The sequence below is a fragment of the Janibacter sp. A1S7 genome, assembly GCF_037198315.1.
Taxonomy (GTDB): domain Bacteria; phylum Actinomycetota; class Actinomycetes; order Actinomycetales; family Dermatophilaceae; genus Janibacter; species Janibacter alittae.
This window is the reverse complement of sequence record NZ_CP144913.1, coordinates 3,152,476-3,171,548: the sequence shown is the minus strand read 5'-3', so window position 1 is coordinate 3,171,548 and position 19,073 is coordinate 3,152,476. Positions and strand designations below refer to the sequence as shown.

The window sequence follows — 19,073 nt, the reverse complement described above, 5'->3', positions numbered from 1 at the left end:
TCAGACCGATCGGGCGGCGCGGCCCTCGACGAGGAGCTCGAGCCGACGGAGGGTCTCCTTGTTGCGCCAGGAGATCCCGATCCCCATGACCACTGCGGGCACGAGCCGACCGGGACCGGAGACGACCTCCTCGACGATGGTCACCTCGCTCTGCCGGCCGGAGGGAGCCACGGTGATGAGGACCTCTGCCTCGCCCATCGGCCATGCCCGGGCCCGCAGGCGCAGCGCCGTTGCCTCTTCGGAGGCCAGCACCTCGGTGTCGTCGTCGATGACGCCCGGCCACACGCCGACGGAGTGGTGGATGCGACTTCCCGCTGCCGGCCAGCTCGGCTCCACGTCGCGGATCCGGCAGGCACCGACGACCCACAGCGGGAAGAGCCACCCGTCGGCGAGCACCTCCCAGACGGCGCCGGGTGGGGCATCGATGACGATCGAGTTCTCTGGCATGGAGCGCTCCACGGTAGGCAGGGGGACCCCCGACCTACCCGTGCCGGGGCCCATCATGCGGGAACCGTGGCGTCGCGCGGGGGTCTCAGGGTTTGCGGGCGACCGCGAGGAAGACGGGATAGGTGGCGTCCTCGCGGGTGATCGAGGAGCAGTCCGAGACGGTGACGTCGGTGAACCCGGCCCGCTCCACGGATGCCTGCAGGCTCACCCGGTCGAAGCCGTGGTGCCCGTCGAAGTCGTGCCCGTGGAAGGAGCCGTCCTCCGCGTCGAGGTCGGCGATGCACAGGTGACCGCCCGGGTCGAGCATCTCGAAGAAGGCGCCGAGCACGACGTCGAAGCTCTTCACGTGGTGCATGACCATCGAGGAGAGGATCAGGTCGTAGTGGTCGGTCGGGACCGGGTGGGTCTCCAGGTCGAGGTCCGAGACCCGGGTCGGCGAAGGGAGGACCCCCGCCTCGACCTTGTCGGCGAGCACCTGACGCATGCCGGAGGAGCTGTCGGCCAGGGTGAGGGTCGGCTCGACGAGGTCGTCGAGCAGCGCGATCGTGACCAGGCCGGTGCCCGCGCCGTACTCGAGCACCCGGCTGCGTGGGGCCAGCGGCACTGCTGCGGCGATGCCGCGGGCGACCTCACCCGACTGGCGGGCCTTGTCCGGGTCCTCGTCCCAGGTGGCGGCCTTGTCGTCGAAGTTCCCCGTGCCGGTGTGTCCCGCGTGGTCGTGTTCCGTCTGTTCGCTGCCCATGCCCCCTAGCCTGCCATCTGCCGCGGACCGCTCGGTCTGCGCAGGAGCCCAAGCAGTTGCGCGGCATTGGTCCGGGGGTTGCAAGAGCCCGGGCAGTTGCGAAGGGCCCCGACCGTTGCCGGTCGGGGCCCTGCGAGGATCGGATCAGAAGCGACCGTACGTCACGTTCGCCGTCCAGATGTCACGCTTGGTGACGGTCGAGCCCTCCGTGCCGGAGTCGTACATCTGGCCGTCGCCCGCGTAGATGCCCACGTGGTAGGCCGGCGAGCCGAAGAAGACCAGGTCGCCCGGCTGCGGGTCGGACACGGGGGTGGCCGCGGCCTGCTGGTCGCCGGTCATCCGCGGGATGTCGATCCCGTGCTGGGCGAAGACGTACTGGGTGAAGCCGGAGCAGTCGAAACCGGAGGGGTCCTCGCCGCCGTAGACGTACGGGGTCCCGACGAGGCTCGCGGCCGTGCCCAGGAGCGAGCCGCTGTCGGCATCGCTCGCCACGGAGGTCGCCCCGCCGTTGCTCGCCACGGAGGTGGCCCCGCCGTTGCCCGCCACGGAGGTGGCCCCACCGCCGGAGGCGCTGGACGTGGACTCGGCCCCACCGTCCAGCCCCATCGCGGAGCCGGTCTCCGGGCCGACGACACCGTCGGCGGCGAGGCCGTTGTCGCCCTGCCACTCCTGGACGGCCGCCTCGGTCTCGGGGCCGAAGGCGCCGTCCTCGGTGGCACCGACCTGCTGCTGGATCTCGGTGACGACGTCACCCTCGTCGCCGAGACGTACGTCGTCGCTGAAGTTCGACGACCCGGTCGTGGCCGTGCCCGACGGTGCCGGCGCGCTGCCGGTCGGGCCCCCCGCGTTGGCGGAGGCGCTCGTCGCGGTCATGGTGGTCGCGCCCAGGCTGAGCGCGGCGGCGGCGACGAGGCCGACTCCGGCGCGCTGGGTCGTGGTCGGGGCCGTGCGGGGCGCGCGGTGGCTCCCGGCGTAGAACATGGTCATGGATTCTCCTCACGCCTGCGGACCGCCGGCTGTCGGCAGCCCGCTCCTGCCTGTGTCGAACAGGGGGCCGTCGGGTTCGGCAGGACGCGGCGCTCCCGACGGGGCTCTGGCGCATGCCGGAGCCGCGGACCACCGTAGGGCATCAGGTAACGAATCAATAACGACGGGGTGTCCGTGCCCGGACTCCCGATCGCCTCAGATGAACTCCGGACCGGCGATCCGGGCCTGGTCGGGAGGTCCGCCGGTTTCCCCGTGGACGCGGCGGAGCAGGTCGGCCATCTCCTCGTCCATCCGGGCCGCGGTCGAGGCCGCCTCGGTGATGCGCCGGCGCAGGTCGGCGGGGACGTCCCCCTCGTACTTGTAGAAGATCTTGTGCTCGGTGCTCGCCCAGAAGTCCATCGCGACGGTCCTGAACTGCACCTCGACCGGGACCTGCACTGCCCCGGAGGACAGGAAGACGGGGATCTCCAGGATGACGTGCAGGGAACGGTAGCCGTTCGGCTTGGGGTTGGCGATGTAGTCCTTGACGGTGCACACCGTGATGTCCGGTTGCTCGGTAAGCGAGTCGACGAGCCGGTAGACGTCGGCGACGAAGGGGCAGACGACGCGGATGCCGGCGATGTCGGTGATCGCCTGCCGCAGTGGCTCGATCTCCAGCTCGACACCCTGGCGGGCCGCCTTGGCGATGATGCTCTCGGGGCTCTTCAGTCGCGTGGAGATGTGCTCGATCGGATTGTCCTGGTGCAGCTCGGTGAACTCCTCGCGGAGGATGTCCAGCCGGGTCGCCACCTGCTCCATGCCGAAGCGGTACCCGAGCATCATCCGCGTGAAGTCCTCGCGAATCCGGGCAAAGCGGCGGACGGCCTCGTCGGACAGCTCGGGTGTCCCGCTCATGTCGTCTCCGCAGTATCGGTGTGCATCGGCCACCAGCCTAGGACGCGACGAAGAGGGGCCCCGTCGTGCTCCGGTCCCACCACGGACCCGGCCCGGACCCGGGACGGCGACGGGCCCCGACCGTGTGGTCGGGGCCCGTCGTCGTCGCAGGAGTGGATCAGGCGCGACCGTAGGTCACGTTCGAGGTCCAGATCGCCCGCTTGGAGACGGGCACGCGGGAGTTGCCGGAGTCGTACATCATGCCGTTCCCGGCGTAGATACCCATGTGGTACGCCGGGGCACCGAAGAAGACGAGGTCGCCCGGCTGGGGCGAGGACACGCGGGTGGTGGCCTGACGCTGCTGCTCGGCCGTACGCGGGAGGGAGATCCCGTGCTTGGCGAAGACGTACTGGGTGAAGCCCGAGCAGTCGAAGCCGCTGGGCGTGGTCCCGCCGTACCGGTAGGGCGTGCCGACCAGGCTGGCCGCAGTCGCCAGGACCGAGCTGGTGCTCGCGCTCCCGGAGAGCGAGGTGCGGTCGCTGTCGCGCGAGGCGCGGTCGGAGCTCGTCGAGCCGGTCAGGCCCATGACCGAGCCGGTGCGGGGGCCGACGACGCCGTCGACGGTCAGACCGTGGCCGGCCTGGTAGCGCTTGACGGCCGAGAGCGTCGCGGGACCGAAGACGCCGTCGGTGCCGGTGCCGACGACGCCCTGGATCTCGCGCACGAGCGAGCCGCGGTCGCCGTAGCTGACGACGCCGGAGAAGTTGGTGGTGCTGCTCGACGTGCGGGTCGACGCGCTGGAGCCCGACGTCGAGCCGCCCAGCCCCATCTCGGATCCGGTGCGGGGTCCGACGACGCCGTCGACGGTCAGGCCGTGGCCGGCCTGGTAGCGCTTGACGGCCGAGAGCGTCGCGGGGCCGAAGATGCCGTCGGCGCTGGTGCCGACCACGCGCTGGATCTTGCGGACCACGGAGCCGCGGTCGCCGTAGCTGACGATCCCGGAGAAGGTGGTCGTCGTGCTCGGGGCCGACGGGGTGCTGACGGTCGCCGGCGCGGCGGAGGCGCTGCCGGTGGTCAGCAGGGCCGGGGCGGTGAGGCCGAACGCTGCGGCCGCAGCGACGCTCAGACCGGTCTTGCGGAGGGTGGGCAGCTGCTGGGCGCGGTGGCGACCTGCATAGAAGTGGGTCATCGGTCTCTCCTGCGCCTGCGGGGTTAGCTGTCGGGTTGGGATGGAGACCACCCGTCCGGGCCCGGATGTCCGGGCCGAAGGACTTCACCCCGAGGCCTGTCGGCCAGAGGTCGTGGGTCCCCCGCTCCTGCCACTTCCTGTTTGTGCTGTTCCGATCCGGGTGGCAGGACTCGGCGACCAGAGCGGGCCTCCGCTGGGTGCGGCGGCGTGGACGAGACTAACCCATCAGGACACGAAATGGTCACGCTGGGGTCAAGAAATCTGAACACCGCGTTCAGGAAACGGCCAGACTCGCAGAAAGGCGCTATGGCGGAGGTCTGCGACCGTGGGCTGGTCGATCCTTCCGCTGGTGCGGAGGTGACCCGGCGGTGTTCCGGAGGGCATCCTGAACGCCGTGTCCGCCCCCTTCGTCCCCATCCGCACCGAGCGCCTGGTCCTGCGCCCCTACGTCGAGTCGGATCTTGATGCGTTGCTCGCCTACTACTCCCGCCCCGAGGTGGCGCGCTACCTGCTGAGCCGGCCGTGGACGCTGGAGTCCGGGCGGGCCGTGGTCGCCGAGCGGATGGGCGGTGTCGGTCTCGACACCCCGGGGCGGGCGCTCACCGTCGTCGTCGAGCACGAGGGGCAGGTAATCGGCGATGTCGGGCTGTGGGCCAGCGACGGGACCGGGACGAAGGGGGAGATCGGCTGGGTCTTCCACCCGGACGTCGAGGGGCAGGGGTTCGCGAACGAGGCGGCGCGGGCGATCCTCGAGGTCGGGTTCGGGCGGTACGGGATGCACCGCATCGTCGCGCAGCTGGACGCACGCAATACCGCCTCCGCGGCCCTGTGCGAGCGGCTCGGGATGCACCTGGAGGCCCGGCACCGTCAGGACTGGTGGAGCAAGGGCGAGTGGACCGATTCACTCGTCTATGCCGCTCTGGCCACCGATCATCCGCGCGACGTCGGCGACGCGATCGTCGTCAGCGCCGTGGTCCTGCGTGATGCCAACGGGTCCGTGCTCACCGTCCGCAAGCGGGGGACGACCTCCTTCATGCATCCCGGTGGCAAGCCCGAGGCGGGCGAGGCGCCGCCGCAGTGCGCGCTGCGCGAGGTCCTGGAGGAGCTCGGTCTGACGCTCGAGCCGCAGCTGCTCGACCTGGTCGGGGTGTACCGGACCGCCGCCGCCAACGAGGTCGGCCGCCCGCTCATCGCGAGTGTCTTCAGCCATCCCCACCTGTCGGCACGGTCCCGGCCGGATGTCGTCCCCGCCGCCGAGATCGAGGAGGTGCGCTGGCTCGATCCCACCGCCGACCTGCCCGACGACGCCGCACCGCTGCTGCGGCTGCTCGTCCACGACATGTCAACCGGCGCTTGACATGCTGGTCGATGTCAAGGCAGTGTTGACGCATGGCGACAACCACTCAGCGGACCCGGCGCCTCATGTGGGCGCTCCTGGCGGTGGGCGCGGTGGCGCTCTTCGTGAGCATCGATCTCGGCCCCGACGGATTCGTCGGCGGGGCGCTGCAGGGGGCGAGCTTCGCTCTCGCGCTGGTCGGGGCGTTCGTCCTCGGAATGCTCCACGGTGCGGAAGAGTCCGTGGCACGCGGGGTGGAGCCGGGCGCGTGGCTGCCGAGTCGTGACAGTGGGCGCTGAGCACGAGGCCCCCGCCCTGGCGCAGGCCCTGGGCGCCGCGATCCTGGCCGGCCTCGAGGTCGAGGACGGCCACCAGGACCACCTCGCGATCGTCCGGCGCGCAGCCGCCGCCGAGGACGAGGTCGATGCACTCCTGCATCACGCCGTCGGTGCGGCCAGGGGCGCCGGCCACAGCTGGGCGAGCCTCGGCGACGTCCTCGGGATGAGCAGGCAGGCGGCCCAGCAGCGCTTCGGCGCCCGCAGGGGTGACGCCCACGACGACGGGCGCAGCGACGGGCAGGAGCGGTGGCTCGGGCCGGTCACGGCCTTCGACGAGATGGCGGAGCTCGAGATCGCCGGTCGACAGGGATGGCGCACCGTCGGTGCCGGGATGCTCACGCACAGGGTCCGCCGCACGACCACCCAGTGGGAGCACAAGCGCGTGGTGTGGACCGGGCCCGTCCGCCGCTTCGAGACCGATGGCTGGCAGGTGGCGATCCGGGCCTTCCCGTGGATCTACCTCGTGCGCGACACGGGCGTGCCCGTCGAGGACGCCTGACGAACGGGCCGCATGCAGTCACTCGCCCGGGGTTTGGCGGTGACGGCGGGGGAGGAGTTGACTGGGGTCACTCCCTGCCCCGATGAGAGGAGCGCCCTCGTGCGCACCGTGAAGGCCTGGGCGGCCACGTCCGCCACCGATCCGTTGACCGAGACCACCATCGAGCGCCGCGACGTCGGTGAGCACGATGTCCTCATCGAGATCGCCTACGCCGGCATCTGCCACAGCGACATCCACACCGGTCGTAGTGAGTGGGGCCCGGCGAACTATCCGGTCGTCGTCGGCCACGAGATCGCCGGCACCGTCGTCGAGGTCGGGCCCGGCGTGACGAAGCACGCCGTCGGCGATCGCGTCGGCGTGGGCTGCATGGTCAACTCGTGCGGCGAGTGCGCGGCCTGCCTCGCCGGCAACGAGCAGTACTGCCCGAAGCAGGTCGGGACGTACAACGCGACCGACGTCGACGGGACGATCACCCAGGGCGGGTACTCCACCCACGTCGTCGTCACCGAGGACTTCGTGCTGCGCATCCCCGAGGGTCTGGCCCTCGACGTCGCCGCCCCGCTGCTGTGTGCCGGGATCACGACGTGGTCGCCGCTGCGCCGGTGGAACGTCGCAGAGGGCTCGAAGGTCGCCGTGGTCGGCCTCGGCGGACTGGGCCACATGGCGGTCCAGCTCGCGGTCGCGCTCGGCGCCGAGGTGACCGTGCTGTCCCAGTCGTTGAAGAAGCAGGAGGACGGGCTCGCGCTCGGTGCCACCGACTACCGGGCCACGAGCGACGAGACCACCTTCACGGACCTGCGCGGGCAGTTCGACCTGATCATCAGCACCGTCAGCGCTCCGCTGGACATCGCCGAGTTCATGTCGCTCCTGCGGCCCGAGGGGACGATGGTCAACCTCGGCGGACCACCGGAGCCGTTCGCGGTGCCCGCCTTCTCGCTGATCGCGGGGAGCAAGAACCTCGCCGGGTCGCTCATCGGTGGCATCCCCGCGACCCAGGAGATGCTCGACTTCTGCGCGGAGAAGGGCATCGGCTCCCAGGTCGAGGTCATCCCGGCGGAGAAGGTCAACGAGGCCTGGGAGCGCGTGCTGGCATCCGACGTGCGCTACCGCTTCGTCATCGACGCCGCGACGATCTGAGAGGCACGGGACCGGGCGAGGGCGGCCGCGCCTGCGCCGCCCGTCCTGGGCGGGTCGAGCCGACCTGACGGGTCCAGCAGCGGCTGACGGCCCGTCGGGGAGTACCGCGAGGGCGACCCGACCCTGTCCATCTGGCTCCCCGTGCCCGCCGGCACCGCCGTCGAGGCCCCGCTCGAGGTGCACGAGGTCCCGGAGCAGCAGGTCGTCATGGCCAGGGTCGAGGGTCCCTTCACGCTCATCGTCGGGGCGCACGCCGGGATCGAGGAGTTCGTCGCGGCGGAGGGCCCGGTGCCCGCCGAGCGCCACGGTCTCGACGACCCGATCGAGCGGCTCGGCTTCAACCGCTCCCTGAGTGACCCCAGCCAGACCGCACCGGAGGACCTGCTCACCGAGGTGTGCGTGCCGCTCGCCTGAACCGGACGCAGGGTCGGCCATGACAGGATCGCCGCATGCATACTCCCGTCCCGGACTACCTGGCGGAGGTCGCCGATGCGTGCGCGTCGTCGACCGGTGGCGAGCTGGCCTCGTACATCCCCGAGCTGACCAGGGTGGACCCGAGGTACTTCGGTCTGGCCATGGCCACGGTCGACGGCTCGATCTACTCGGTGGGCGATGGCGACGTCGAATTCACGATGCAGTCGATCTCCAAGGCCTTCGTCTACGGTCTGGCGATCCGCGAGCGGGGGTTGGCCGCCGTCCTGGAGAAGGTCGATGTCGAGCCCTCGGGCGACCCCTACGACGAGCTCTCCTTCGAGGCGAGCACCGGGCGACCCCGCAACCCGATGATCAATGCCGGTGCCATCACGGCCCACACGCTCGTCGGGAGGGACGGCATCGACGCCGGTGAGCGGTTCGATCTGATCCACCGCCTCCTGTGCGACCTGGCCGGTCGAGAGCTCGGGGTGGACGAGGAGGTCTGGCAGTCCGAGGTGCACACGAGCGACCGCAACCTCGCGATCGCCCACATGCTGCGCAGCAAGGGGCTGATCACCGACCCGGCGGAGGAGGTCATCAGCGCCTACTCCCGCCAGTGCGCGGTGCTCGTGACGGCACGTGACCTCGCGGTGATGGCGGCGACCCTGGCCAACGGCGGCGTGCAGCCGGTGACCGGCAAGCGCGTCTTCTCCGGTGAGCAGGTGCGCCAGCTGCTCTCGGTCATGCTCACCTGCGGCATGTACGACTCCGCCGGCGACTGGGTCTCCACCGTCGGGATCCCCGCCAAGAGCGGTGTCGGCGGCGGCATCATCGGTTCCCTGCCGGGGCAGCTCGGCATCTCGACCTTCTCCCCGCGCCTGGACCAGCACGGCAACAGCGTGCGCGGGATCGAGACCTTCGAGCGCCTGTCCGCCGACATGGGGCTGCACCTGATGGAGGTCGCCCCGCCGGCGCGCTCGGTCGTCCACGCAGTCCGTGTCGTCGGCGAGGGAGAGGACGCCGTGCGCGTCTTCGAGCTGTCCGGCCTGATCGGCTTCACCGCCGCCGAGCGTGTCCTGCAGTGGCTCAGCGAGGACCCGCCGCCGGAGCGCACCGTCGTCGTCGACCTGACCGAGGTCCACGACATCGAGAGCGTCGCCCGCAGGATGCTGCTCGAGGGGATGCGACGGATGCGCCTCGACGGCTACGTCGTGCACATCGTCGACAGCGGGGACGTCCTCCCCGATCCGGATCCCGGTGACGGCATCCTGCTCGGCCCGCCGCCGATGGCCATCTAGATGCTGCGTCGCCTGATCTACCCGGTGCCCGACTACGCCGGTACCGAGCACGAGACGACGACGGGCGGGACCCACCTGCTCCATCGCCCCGCGCCCCGGGGCGGGCGCACCGTGGTCTACCTGCACGGCAACGGGTCCGACCTCGCCTCCATCGCCCCGCTCGCGGAGCTCTTCGCCCGGCACGGTCTCGGCTTCGCAGCGATCGAGTACCCCGGGTACGGCCCGGCTGCCGGTCAGCGGATCTCGCAGGCGGGGATCCTCGCAGCCGCCGCGGACGGCCTCGACCACCTGCGCGAGGGCGGGCTCGCCGCCGCTGACACGCTGCTGGTGGGTGAGTCGCTCGGATCCGCGGTCGCCGCCCACCTCGCCGCGGACGGGCACCTGCAGGACGGCGAAGGGGGCGGCCGCCTGGTCCTCGTCTCGCCCTTCATCTCGATGACCGCGATGGTGCGTCGGGTGGTGCGCGCCTTCCCGCGCCTCCTCGTGCCGGACCGGTGGGAGACCGACGCGCTCGCCGACCGGGTCACGGTGCCCACGCTGCTCGTGCACGGCGCGCAGGACTCTCTCGTCCCCCCGCAGATGAGCGCGGTCCTCGGGTCGGTCATCCCGGATGCTCGCCGCGTCCTGGTCGAGGGGCGCGACCACAACACGCTGTGGGAGGCGCCGAGCGAGTGCCTCGACGTCATCGTCGACTTCGCTGGCTGACCGGCTCGCTCCCGTCGAACGTGCTGCGGCGATTCGTGTCCGGGCGCGGGAGCCCGGGCAGGTGCGACGGGGGGGTGCGGGCGGTGTCCGGTGCTCGAAAACCGGGTGTGGCGGTCCACCGGACGAGGGATAGTGTTCTGTGTATGGCGCAGACAGTTGGCTGGGCTTCGCACGCCGAGGCCGTGGACCGCCTCGTGCGGTCCCACGACGCGATCCCCCGCGGCGCACCGGTGCGCCTGGCGAAGAAGACCTCCAATCTCTTCCGGCCCCGCTCTGGCACCCACGCACCCGGCCTCGACGTCTCCGGCCTGACCGGCGTCATCGAGGTCGACGCCCGGCACCGCACCGCACAGGTGCAGGGCATGTGCACCTACGAGGACCTCGTCGCGGCCACGTTGCCGTACGGCCTCATCCCGCTCGTCGTGCCGCAGCTGCGCACGATCACCCTCGGCGGAGCGGTCACCGGGCTGGGCATCGAGTCGACGAGCTTCCGCAACGGCCTGCCGCACGAGTCCGTCCTCGAGATGGACGTCCTCACCGGCTCCGGTCAGGTCGTCACCGCCACCCCGGACGGTGAGCACGCCGACCTCTTCGCTGCCTTCCCCAACTCCTACGGATCGCTGGGGTACGCCACCCGGCTGCAGATCGAGCTCGAGCCGGTGCGTTCCCGGGTGGCTCTGCGGCACCTGCGCTTCGACGACGCGCGGTCGCTCGTCGAGGCGGTGGAGGCGATCGTCGCCGATGGCGAGCACGAGGGGACTCGGGTCGACGCGCTGGACGGGGTCGCCTTCTCCCCGGACGAGCTCTACCTGACGCTCGGGACGTGGACCGATGACGCCCGCCCGACGAGTGACTACACCGGGCAGCAGATCTACTACCGCTCCCTCCGGGAGCGCACCACCGACCTGCTCACCACCCACGACTACCTCTGGCGCTGGGACACCGACTGGTTCTGGTGCTCCGGCGCCTTCGGCGTGCAGAACCCCTGGGTGCGCCGCGTCTGGCCCCGCCGCTGGCGGCGGTCGGACGTCTACCACACGATCATCGGCCTCGACCGGCGCTTCGATGTCATCGACCGCCTCGACGCCCGTGCGGGGCGGCCGCGGCGCGAGCGGGTCATCCAGGACGTCGAGGTGACCCTCGACCGGCTGCCGGAGTTCCTCGCGTGGTTCGACGCCGAGGTGGGTATGCGTCCGGTGTGGTTGTGCCCCCTTCGCCTCCGGGAGGTCGACGGCCGGGTGCGCACCTGGCCCACCTACCCCCTTCGTCCGGGGGTCACCTACGTCAACGTCGGGTTCTGGGGCACGGTGCCCGTCGGCGACGAGGCACCCAGGGGCCCGCTGAACCGCGCCATCGAGGCCACGGTGCATGAGCTGGGCGGGCACAAGTCCCTCTACTCCGAGGCCTACTACGAGCGAGAGGTCTTCGACCGTCTCTACGATGGCGAGAACCTCACCCGAGTACGAGACGAGTACGACCCGGACGGCCGGTTGACCGGCCTCTACGAGAAGGCGGTGGGCAGGAAATGAGCAGGATCGCGATCGCTGAGGCGCTGGCATCCTTCGTGCCGGAGGAACTCCCGGTGCACATCACGGCGTACGACGGTAGCTCGGCCGGGCCGCCGGACGCGCCCTTCACCATGGACCTGCGCACCGAGCGTGGTCTGTCCTATCTGCTGACGGCGCCCGGCGACCTCGGCGTGGCGCGGGCCTACATCATGGGGGACCTCGTGGCGACCGGGTTCCACCCCGGCGACCCGTACCCGCTGATGAACGCCATGCGCAACCAGGAGCGCTGGAACATGCCCGGTCCGCGCGAGGCGCTCGAGCTCGTGCGCGGGCTCGGCTGGCGCCACCTCGACCCGCCGCCGGTGCCGCCGCAGGAGACCCTCCCGCGCTGGCGGCGCGTCTTCGAGGGCGTGCGGCACAGCAAGCACCGCGACTCGGAGGCCATCAGCCACCACTACGACGTCTCCAACCGCTTCTACGAGCTGGTCCTCGGTCCGTCGATGACCTACACCTGCGCCCTCTTCCCGACGGTGGCGTCCTCGCTCGAGGAGGCACAGTTCGCCAAGTACGACCTGATCGCCCGCAAGCTCGACCTGCAGCCCGGTCAGCGGCTGCTCGACGTCGGCTGCGGCTGGGGTGGGATGGTCATGCACGCCGCTCGCGAGTACGGGGTCAAGGCGCTCGGCGTGACCCTCTCGCGCGCACAGGCGGACTGGGCCAAGGAGGCCATCGACCGCGCCGGGCTCGGCGACCTCGCCGAGGTGCGGTTCATGGACTACCGCGACGTGCCGGAGGGTGACTTCGACGCGGTGAGCTCGATCGGCCTGACCGAGCACATCGGCGTGCGCAACTACCCGGCGTACTTCACCACCCTGCGCGACAAGTTGCGTCCCGGGGGACGACTGCTCAACCACTGCATCACCCGGCCGGACAACCGGCGTCAGCAGACCGGTGCGTTCATCGACCGGTACGTCTTCCCCGACGGGGAGCTGATCGGGATGGGCACGGTGCTCGGCGCGGCCCAGGACGTCGGTCTCGAGGTGCAGCACGCCGAGAACCTGCGTCCCCACTACGCCATGACCCTCGCCGGATGGAACCGCAACCTCGAGGCGCACTGGGACGAGGCCGTCGCGGAGGTCGGCGAGGGCACTGCCCGCGTGTGGGGGCTGTACATGACCGGCTCCCGGATCGCCTTCGAGCGGCACGAGCTCGAGCTCTCCCACGTGCTCGCGACCCGCACGGACGCGAAGGGGGTCAGCAGCTACCCGCTGCGGCACACCTTCTGAGTGGCCCGCTGGTCGAGAGGGTCTGGTGCACCGGTCGTCCTGCGGACCGTGGGCGCCCGGAGGGTCAGACGTGGCCGCTGAGCTGGGCCATCCGGGACTCGAGGCGGCTGATCAGCTCCGCGGAGCCGCGGTCGGCCTGCTTCTTCTCCCTGCCGGTGACGGTCTCGGCCTCGGTGAACATCGGCAGGACGTCGACGGAGAGGCGGGCGCTGCCGGCGAGCGAGCGCAGCTCGTCGACCTTGGCGCCGAAGGGGGTGCCGCTGCCGGGGGAGTAGTACCTGACGGCGTCGTCCACGTCGTCGGTGAAGAGGTCGGCCTTCGTCACGACGATGACCACCCAGATCGGTCGGTCGCGCCGCACGGCCATCGAGGCGATCCGGTGCGCGGTGATCGCGAAGTCCTCCAGCTCGGTCGCCAGGAGCTCCTCGCGGGTGGCGTCTGTCGACATGGACCCGCGCGGTGTGGCGTGGCCGTTGGCCACGACGTGCAGCACGCCGTCGACCGGGTCGTCGTGGAAGACCTCGTCGAGCGCGGACAGCCGCGTCGCGGCGTTGTCACCCGGGACGACCCGGAAACGGAAGCCGCGACCCTTGGCGGTCTTGCGCGTACGTCGCTCCATCGTCGCCGAGCCGTCGTCGAGAGTGGCCTCGACGGAGGCCCGCCGGGCAAGACGGTCGGCCAAGCGGGTCTTGCCGACACCGGTCATGCCCGTCACGGCCACCGTCGGGAAGCGCCCCCGGAAGAGGTGCCCGAACTGCAGTGGAGCACTGGACAGGGCCGAGAAGGCGCCACCGGCGAGGCTGGTGCCGATCGCGGCCTTGGTCGGCTGGGACAGCTTGGCCATGGTCAGCCCAGGTGCTTCTTCACGTCGGGCAGCGACGGGTTGGTGGCGGAGGACCCGTCGGGGTAGAGCAGCGTCGGCACCACCTGGTTTCCGCCGTTGATCGTCTCGACGAGCTCGGCGGTGCCGGGAGTGTTCTCGATGTTGATCTCGGTGTAACCGATGCCCTCGCGATCCAGCTGCGACTTCAGCCGGCGGCAGTAGCCGCACCAGGTCGTGGAGAACATCGTCACCGTGCCCGGGGAGGGCAGGTCGACGCCGGGGGGCAGGATCTCACGAACGTTCACACCCACCAGCCAACCATGCCGGGGCCCGAAATCCATCCCCGGCCCCACGGTCAGCGGCCCGCGAGGATGCCGGCCAGCTCGCGACGATAGCCCGGACCCGGGTCGGTCGGTACTCCGTGGTGGGTCCAGGTGAAGATCGAGTCGACGCTGAAGCCGGGGCCGCACCGGCGGCAGGACAGGACCCTCGACGGACGGCGGTGCCGATCGACGGTGTGCCCGCGTGGGCAGGTGCCGAGCCAGCTACCGGGGATCCGGGCGGCGTCCTCGGGCAGGCACCGATCGGGACTGGCGCCGATGGCGACCGCCCTCGCCCGCCACCGCGGCCCGTGGGCGGCTCGGGGCCCCGCGAGCGCGTGCGCGATCTCGTGCAGGACGGTGTCGCGGACCTGGTCCGGCGTGTGCAGACGCGTCAGGTGTGCGCTCAGGCCGATCGCCCGGTCGGAGTACCGACACACCCCCGCGCGTCTCTTGGCACGGTCGAGGACCAGCGTCCAGTCCCCGAGGCCGTGCTCGTCCATCAGCTCCCTCGCCAGCAGTCGTGCGTCCCCGATGTCCATGCGCCAGAGAGTAGGCGCCACCCCTGACGACGCGGCCCACCGGTGGGTGGTGGGTGGGCGTCCGGCGCGCACCCGACTGGTGAGACGATGAGGACATGGTTGCCCCGTTGCCACCCCTGTCCCTCCTCGACCTGGCCACCGTGGGCCGCGATCGCCCGGTCGCCGAGGCGCTGGAGGAGACGGTCACGCTCGCCCGGACGGCCGACGACCTCGGTGCCTTCGAACGCCTCTGGTTCGCCGAGCACCACAACATGCCGCGGATCGCCTCGGCGGCGACCTCGGTGCTCATCGCCCACGTCGCGGCCCGCACCGAGCGCATCCGCGTCGGCTCCGGTGGCGTCATGCTGCCCAACCACTCACCGCTGGTCATTGCCGAGCAGTTCGGCACCCTGGCCGAGCTGCACCCCGATCGCATCGACCTCGGCCTCGGGCGTGCGCCCGGCACCGACGGTGCGACCATGCGGGCGCTGCGCACCGACCCGCGTGCTGCCGAGGCCTTCCCCCAGGACGTGCGCGAGCTGCAGGGCTACCTCACCGGGGAGACGCAGATCGAGGGCATCCACGCGTACCCGGGGCGTGGGACGAATGTGCCGCTCTACATCCTCGGGTCCTCCCTCTTCGGCGCCCAGCTGGCTGCGGCCTACGGGCTGCCGTACGCCTTCGCCAGCCACTTCGCGCCGGACGCGCTCGAGCAGGCGGTGCGCGTCTACCGTGAGCGGTTCACCCCGAGTGAGCAGCTCGAGCAGCCCCACGTCATCGCTGCGGTGAACGTCATCGCCGCCGACGACTCCGCCGCGGCGCAGGCCGCGCAGGAGAAGGTCCTGCACGCCCGGGTGCGGATGCTCGCCGGTCGCGTCGGCTCCGGGCGCATCGACGACGACATGGTCGTCGCGCTCCTGGACACGCAGGTCGGCGCCCAGGCCAAGCACATGCTCACCCACACCGTCGCCGGTGACCGCGACGAGGTCGCCGCCGGGCTCGCGGGCTTCGCGACGCTCGCCGATGCGGACGAGCTGATCCTGACCAACCCGGCACCCGGTCTCGAGCAGCGGGTGCGCACCCTGGAGATCGTCGCCGAAGCAGCCGGCAGGACTGCCTGAGCGACGCAGGATCTCCGTCGGATCCACGCGCCGGTCGTCAGATGTCCTGACCAAATCGCGAGACGTCGTGGCTCTTCCCGTACTCACGGCTGGCAGATTCGAGGGAGGCGGGCGCCCTACCGTCGGGCGAAGGAGGTGCGACCGCACCCCCTTCGCCACAGGGAAGGGACAACCACATGACGCGTACCACCCGCGCTGCCGGCATCCTCGCCATCGCGGCCTCCGTCTCGTTGGGGGCGGCGACGGCCGTCCAGGCCGAGGACGTCGACCCGCCCTCGTACCAGGAGTTCCGCGCCGACACCTACCGGGACGCCGACCGGCAGTACATCGTGGACGGTGACATCCCGGTCAGCACGCAGGCCGACCTGCGCGACTTCTACGATGCGATGACCGGGCAGGGCAACAGCACCAACCTCGTCGTCAACCAGGTCTACGGTCAGGACGACGTGTGGAGCGCCGGCGAGGCCAGGAACCTCACCTACTGCGTCAGCACACGGTTCCGCGGCGACCACGACGCGGTCGCCGCGGCGATGGCGTCCGGCGCGGCCCAGTGGGAGTCGGCCAGCTCCGGGGTCGACTTCGTGCACGACGCGAGCCAGGACGGTCGGTGCACCACCCGCAACAGCAACGTCCTCTTCTCCGTCGAGCCGGTCACGCAGGCCGACTACATCGCCCGGGCCTTCTTCCCCAGCTCGTCGGACCGGTACATGAACGTCCTGGTCAACACCAGCCAGATCTTCACCTCGGGGTGGGCTGCGGACAACGTCATGGCCCACGAGCTCGGGCACACCCTCGGGTTCCGCCACGAGCACACGCGCCCCGAGGCCGGTACCTGCTTCGAGGACGACAACTGGCGTCCGCTGACCCCCTACGACTCGTCGTCGATCATGCACTACCCGCAGTGCAACGGCTCCGACGGGAGCCTGACCATGACCGACTGGGACCGACAGGGCATCCAGTCCGTCTACGGGTCGTGACGACCGCCCCCGTCGCCTGATCCCACCTCCCAGGCGAAGGGGGCCGACCGCCGCCTCCCCGCGGGTTCTCCTCCACCCCCCGGGGAGGCGGCCGGCTCTGTCGTGGTTCCCGCCGAAATCGTGTTGGGTCCGTCGGTGGTCTGGCATAGCCTTGCCGATCGTGAGCGATGCAGCGATCGAGGCCCAGGGCCTGACGAAGAACTACGGGGAGGTCCGGGCCCTACGGGGCATCGACCTGTCCGTGCCGACGGGGAGCGTTTTGGGCGTGCTCGGGCCCAACGGGGCCGGCAAGACGACCGCAGTACGTATCCTCTCCACCCTCATCAAGCCGGATTCGGGCCGAGCGACCGTCGCCGGGATCGACGTCGTCGCCGATCCGCTCGCCGTCCGCTCGCGGATCGGGGTCGCCGGCCAGTACGCCGCCGTCGACGAGTACCTCTCGGGTCGGGAGAACCTCGAGATGATCGGTCGGCTCTACCACCTCGGCGGAGCGGCTGCCCGGGGGCGGGCCACGGAGCTGCTCGCCGATTTCCGTCTCGAGGACGCCGCCGACCGGTCGGCCAAGACCTACTCCGGTGGCATGCGCCGACGCCTCGACCTCGCCGGCGCGCTCGTCACCCGCCCACCGGTGGTCTTCCTGGACGAGCCGACGACCGGGCTGGACCCGCGCTCGCGCGGAGACATGTGGGAGGTCATCCGCGACCTGGTGCGTGGTGGCACCACCGTGCTGCTGACGACCCAGTACCTGGAGGAGGCCGACTACCTCGCCGACGACATCGTCGTCATCGACCAGGGCCGGATCATCGCGCAGGGCACCGCCGACCAGCTCAAGGCGAAGGTCGGGGGTGAGCGGTTGACGGTCACCGTGACCGACGGTGACCGCATCGGCGATGCCGTCACCCTTCTGGAGCCGGTGGGCATCGGGGACGCCGACGTCGACCAGCACACGCGAACGATCATCATCCCCATCGACACCGGGACGAGCGCACTCGTCGACGCGGTGGGTCGGCTGGGCGGCGAGGGCATCACCGTCCAGGACATCGGCATCCGCCGCCCCACCCTCGACGACGCCTTCCTCTCCCTCACCGGTCACCGGGCCGATGACGAGGACGCCATCCAGGAGGAGAGCGCATGAACCACCTCGTCAGCGACTCCTGGACGATCGTGCGGCGCAACCTGATCAAGATCAAGCGGGTGCCCGACCTGATCGTCTTCACCACGCTGCAGCCGATCATGTTCGTGCTGCTCTTCGGCTTCGTCTTCGGGTCCCTCGTCGGCAGCAACGCCGAGGGATATCGCGAGTTCATGATGGCCGGCATCTTCGCGCAGACCGTCGTCTTCGGCGGCACCTACACCGGATTCGGGATGGCGGAGGACATGCAGAAGGGGGTCATCGATCGCTTTCGCACGCTCCCGATGCACCCGGGTGCGGTCCTCATCGGTCGGACCCTCTCGGACGTGGTCAACAACACCATCTCGCTCGTGGTCATGGCGGTGACGGGGCTTGTCATCGGTTGGCGGATCCACGCAGGGATCGTCGAGATCGTCGTCGGGTTCGTGCTGCTGCTCCTCTTCGCCTACGCGATCAGTTGGATCATGGCCTTCGTCGGGCTCAAGGTCCGCACCCCCGAGGTGGTCGGCAATGCTTCGTTCATCGTCATCTTCCCGCTGACCTTCATCGCCAACACCTTCGTCCCGTCCGAGAACCTGCCGTCGGTGCTGCGGACCTTCGCCGGCTGGAATCCCGTCTCGACCCTGGCGCACGCTGCCCGGGACAACTTCGGCAACCTCGATGCCCTCGCGGCCCAGGGGATGAGTGGGCAGGCTGCTCGGGACGCGGCCGAGTACACGTGGGCGTTGCAGCACGCGGAGATCTACACCCTCGCGTGGGTGCTGCTGATCCTCGTGGTCTTCGTGCCGCTGTCGATCCGGACCTACCAGCGCACCGTCCTGCGCTGACTGCCCCGCGACGGGGGACGCCCTGCCCGCGAATCACGGGGTGCCGGCAGGGCAGGATGGGTGCATGGATGACATCGAGGCCTTCTGGGAGCGCGCGCAGCAGCACGCCGATCTGGCGACCGTGAGGTCGTACATGGGCGAGAGCATCATCGCGGCACTGAGACCTCCGGCGTGGGCGTTCGGCGCGACGCCCGAGCAGGCCGATGAGCTGGTCGGTCTCGTGCTCGAGGGGACCAAGACTGCGACGTCGTCGGCCCTGTGGGACTACGAGGCGGAGAGCGAGGACCTGCCCGACGTCGGCACGCTGGGCATCGTCGTCGACAGCGCAGGGACGCCGCGGGCCCTGGTCGTCACGACGGAGGTGCGCACGGTGCCCTTCGACGAGGTCGACGAGGAGCACGCCCGCGCCGAGGGGGAGGGCGACCGGTCCCTCGCGCACTGGCGTCGGGTGCACGAGGACTTCTTCACCGAGCACGCGAGCCACGACAAGGGTTTCGCACGGGACATGCCCGTCGTCCTCGAGCGCTTCCGCGTCCTGCACGCGGAGCCCGCTCCCGCCTGAGGCCTGCCCGGCCGACGTGTCCAGCGGGCCG

The 19,073-nt window shown here is 70.8% G+C and carries 22 protein-coding genes and 1 riboswitch; of the genes, 14 read left to right on the top strand and 8 right to left on the bottom strand.

Going from position 1 to position 19,073, the window contains the following annotated elements; all coding sequences use genetic code 11:
- From V1351_RS15275 to V1351_RS15255, 5 genes are all read right to left on the bottom strand, one after another.
- Positions 1-447, bottom strand: a complete 447-nt coding sequence (locus tag V1351_RS15275) for an SRPBCC family protein (protein ID WP_338749109.1) — start codon at positions 445-447, stop codon at positions 1-3.
- An 85-nt stretch (positions 448-532) separates the two neighbouring features.
- Positions 533-1,189: a class I SAM-dependent DNA methyltransferase gene (locus V1351_RS15270; RefSeq protein ID WP_338749107.1), complete on the bottom strand. Its 657-nt coding sequence runs from the start codon at positions 1,187-1,189 to the stop codon at positions 533-535.
- 144 nt (positions 1,190-1,333) lie between these two features.
- On the bottom strand, positions 1,334-2,176 hold the full coding sequence (locus V1351_RS15265) for a C40 family peptidase (protein WP_338749105.1): 843 nt from the start codon (positions 2,174-2,176) through the stop codon (positions 1,334-1,336).
- 195 nt (positions 2,177-2,371) lie between these two features.
- Positions 2,372-3,070: a GTP pyrophosphokinase gene (locus V1351_RS15260; RefSeq protein WP_338749103.1), complete on the bottom strand. Its 699-nt coding sequence runs from the start codon at positions 3,068-3,070 to the stop codon at positions 2,372-2,374.
- Positions 3,071-3,227: 157 nt separating this feature from the next.
- Positions 3,228-4,238 carry an NlpC/P60 family protein gene (locus V1351_RS15255; protein ID WP_338749101.1) on the bottom strand — a complete coding sequence of 337 codons (1,011 nt, stop codon included), beginning with the start codon at positions 4,236-4,238 and terminating at the stop codon, positions 3,228-3,230.
- Positions 4,236-4,396, bottom strand: a riboswitch (cyclic di-AMP (ydaO/yuaA leader). It overlaps the preceding gene by 3 nt.
- A gap of 236 nt (positions 4,397-4,632) precedes the next feature.
- Here V1351_RS15255 and V1351_RS15250 point away from each other — a divergent pair.
- From V1351_RS15250 to V1351_RS15210, 9 genes are all read left to right on the top strand, one after another.
- Positions 4,633-5,595, top strand: a complete 963-nt coding sequence (locus V1351_RS15250) for a GNAT family N-acetyltransferase (RefSeq protein ID WP_338749099.1) — start codon at positions 4,633-4,635, stop codon at positions 5,593-5,595.
- Positions 5,596-5,627: 32 nt separating this feature from the next.
- Positions 5,628-5,873, top strand: a complete 246-nt coding sequence (locus V1351_RS15245) for a hypothetical protein (RefSeq protein WP_338749097.1) — start codon at positions 5,628-5,630, stop codon at positions 5,871-5,873.
- Entirely contained in the window at positions 5,857-6,411 is a 555-nt protein-coding gene (locus tag V1351_RS15240; protein WP_338749095.1) for a hypothetical protein, read from the top strand. The genes V1351_RS15245 and V1351_RS15240 overlap by 17 nt, the downstream gene beginning before the upstream one ends.
- A 99-nt stretch (positions 6,412-6,510) precedes the next feature.
- The gene (locus V1351_RS15235; protein ID WP_338749093.1) at positions 6,511-7,548 is read left to right on the top strand and encodes an NAD(P)-dependent alcohol dehydrogenase; all 1,038 of its coding nucleotides are present in this window, start codon (positions 6,511-6,513) and stop codon (positions 7,546-7,548) included.
- A 141-nt stretch (positions 7,549-7,689) separates the two neighbouring features.
- Positions 7,690-7,962, top strand: a complete 273-nt coding sequence (locus tag V1351_RS15230) for a GyrI-like domain-containing protein (protein ID WP_338749091.1) — start codon at positions 7,690-7,692, stop codon at positions 7,960-7,962.
- 35 nt (positions 7,963-7,997) lie between these two features.
- On the top strand, positions 7,998-9,260 hold the full coding sequence (locus V1351_RS15225; RefSeq protein WP_338749089.1) for a glutaminase: 1,263 nt from the start codon (positions 7,998-8,000) through the stop codon (positions 9,258-9,260).
- Positions 9,261-9,965, top strand: coding sequence for an alpha/beta hydrolase (locus V1351_RS15220; RefSeq protein ID WP_338749087.1), 705 nt, complete (start codon positions 9,261-9,263; stop codon positions 9,963-9,965).
- Positions 9,966-10,108: 143 nt separating this feature from the next.
- On the top strand, positions 10,109-11,494 hold the full coding sequence (locus V1351_RS15215) for an FAD-binding oxidoreductase (protein ID WP_338749086.1): 1,386 nt from the start codon (positions 10,109-10,111) through the stop codon (positions 11,492-11,494).
- Positions 11,491-12,759, top strand: a complete 1,269-nt coding sequence (locus V1351_RS15210) for a cyclopropane-fatty-acyl-phospholipid synthase family protein (RefSeq protein ID WP_338749084.1) — start codon at positions 11,491-11,493, stop codon at positions 12,757-12,759. The genes V1351_RS15215 and V1351_RS15210 overlap by 4 nt, the downstream gene beginning before the upstream one ends.
- Positions 12,760-12,823: 64 nt before the next feature.
- Here the strand turns inward: V1351_RS15210 and V1351_RS15205 are convergent, their stop codons facing one another.
- From V1351_RS15205 to V1351_RS15195, 3 genes are all read right to left on the bottom strand, one after another.
- Positions 12,824-13,603 carry a GTPase domain-containing protein gene (locus V1351_RS15205; protein ID WP_338749082.1) on the bottom strand — a complete coding sequence of 260 codons (780 nt, stop codon included), beginning with the start codon at positions 13,601-13,603 and terminating at the stop codon, positions 12,824-12,826.
- 2 nt (positions 13,604-13,605) lie between these two features.
- Complete coding sequence (locus tag V1351_RS15200; protein WP_338752569.1) at positions 13,606-13,827, bottom strand: mycoredoxin; 222 nt, start codon at positions 13,825-13,827, stop codon at positions 13,606-13,608.
- 110 nt (positions 13,828-13,937) lie between these two features.
- A complete protein-coding gene (locus tag V1351_RS15195) occupies positions 13,938-14,444 on the bottom strand; it encodes a SprT-like domain-containing protein (RefSeq protein WP_338749080.1) in 507 nt (168 codons plus the stop codon).
- Positions 14,445-14,539: 95 nt separating this feature from the next.
- Between V1351_RS15195 and V1351_RS15190 the strand changes: the two genes are divergently transcribed.
- From V1351_RS15190 to V1351_RS15170, 5 genes are all read left to right on the top strand, one after another.
- The gene (locus tag V1351_RS15190) at positions 14,540-15,544 is read left to right on the top strand and encodes an LLM class flavin-dependent oxidoreductase (RefSeq protein ID WP_338749078.1); all 1,005 of its coding nucleotides are present in this window, start codon (positions 14,540-14,542) and stop codon (positions 15,542-15,544) included.
- Between the two features lie 176 nt (positions 15,545-15,720).
- Positions 15,721-16,521 carry a M57 family metalloprotease gene (locus tag V1351_RS15185; protein WP_338749076.1) on the top strand — a complete coding sequence of 267 codons (801 nt, stop codon included), beginning with the start codon at positions 15,721-15,723 and terminating at the stop codon, positions 16,519-16,521.
- Between the two features lie 160 nt (positions 16,522-16,681).
- Positions 16,682-17,656 carry an ATP-binding cassette domain-containing protein gene (locus V1351_RS15180; protein WP_338749074.1) on the top strand — a complete coding sequence of 325 codons (975 nt, stop codon included), beginning with the start codon at positions 16,682-16,684 and terminating at the stop codon, positions 17,654-17,656.
- Positions 17,653-18,480 (top strand): ABC transporter permease, encoded by an 828-nt coding sequence (locus V1351_RS15175; RefSeq protein WP_338749072.1) that lies wholly within the window; start codon positions 17,653-17,655, stop codon positions 18,478-18,480. Before V1351_RS15180 ends, V1351_RS15175 begins: the two co-directional genes overlap by 4 nt.
- A gap of 64 nt (positions 18,481-18,544) precedes the next feature.
- Positions 18,545-19,042, top strand: coding sequence for an ASCH domain-containing protein (locus V1351_RS15170; protein WP_338749070.1), 498 nt, complete (start codon positions 18,545-18,547; stop codon positions 19,040-19,042).
- Positions 19,043-19,073: the final 31 nt, after the last annotated feature.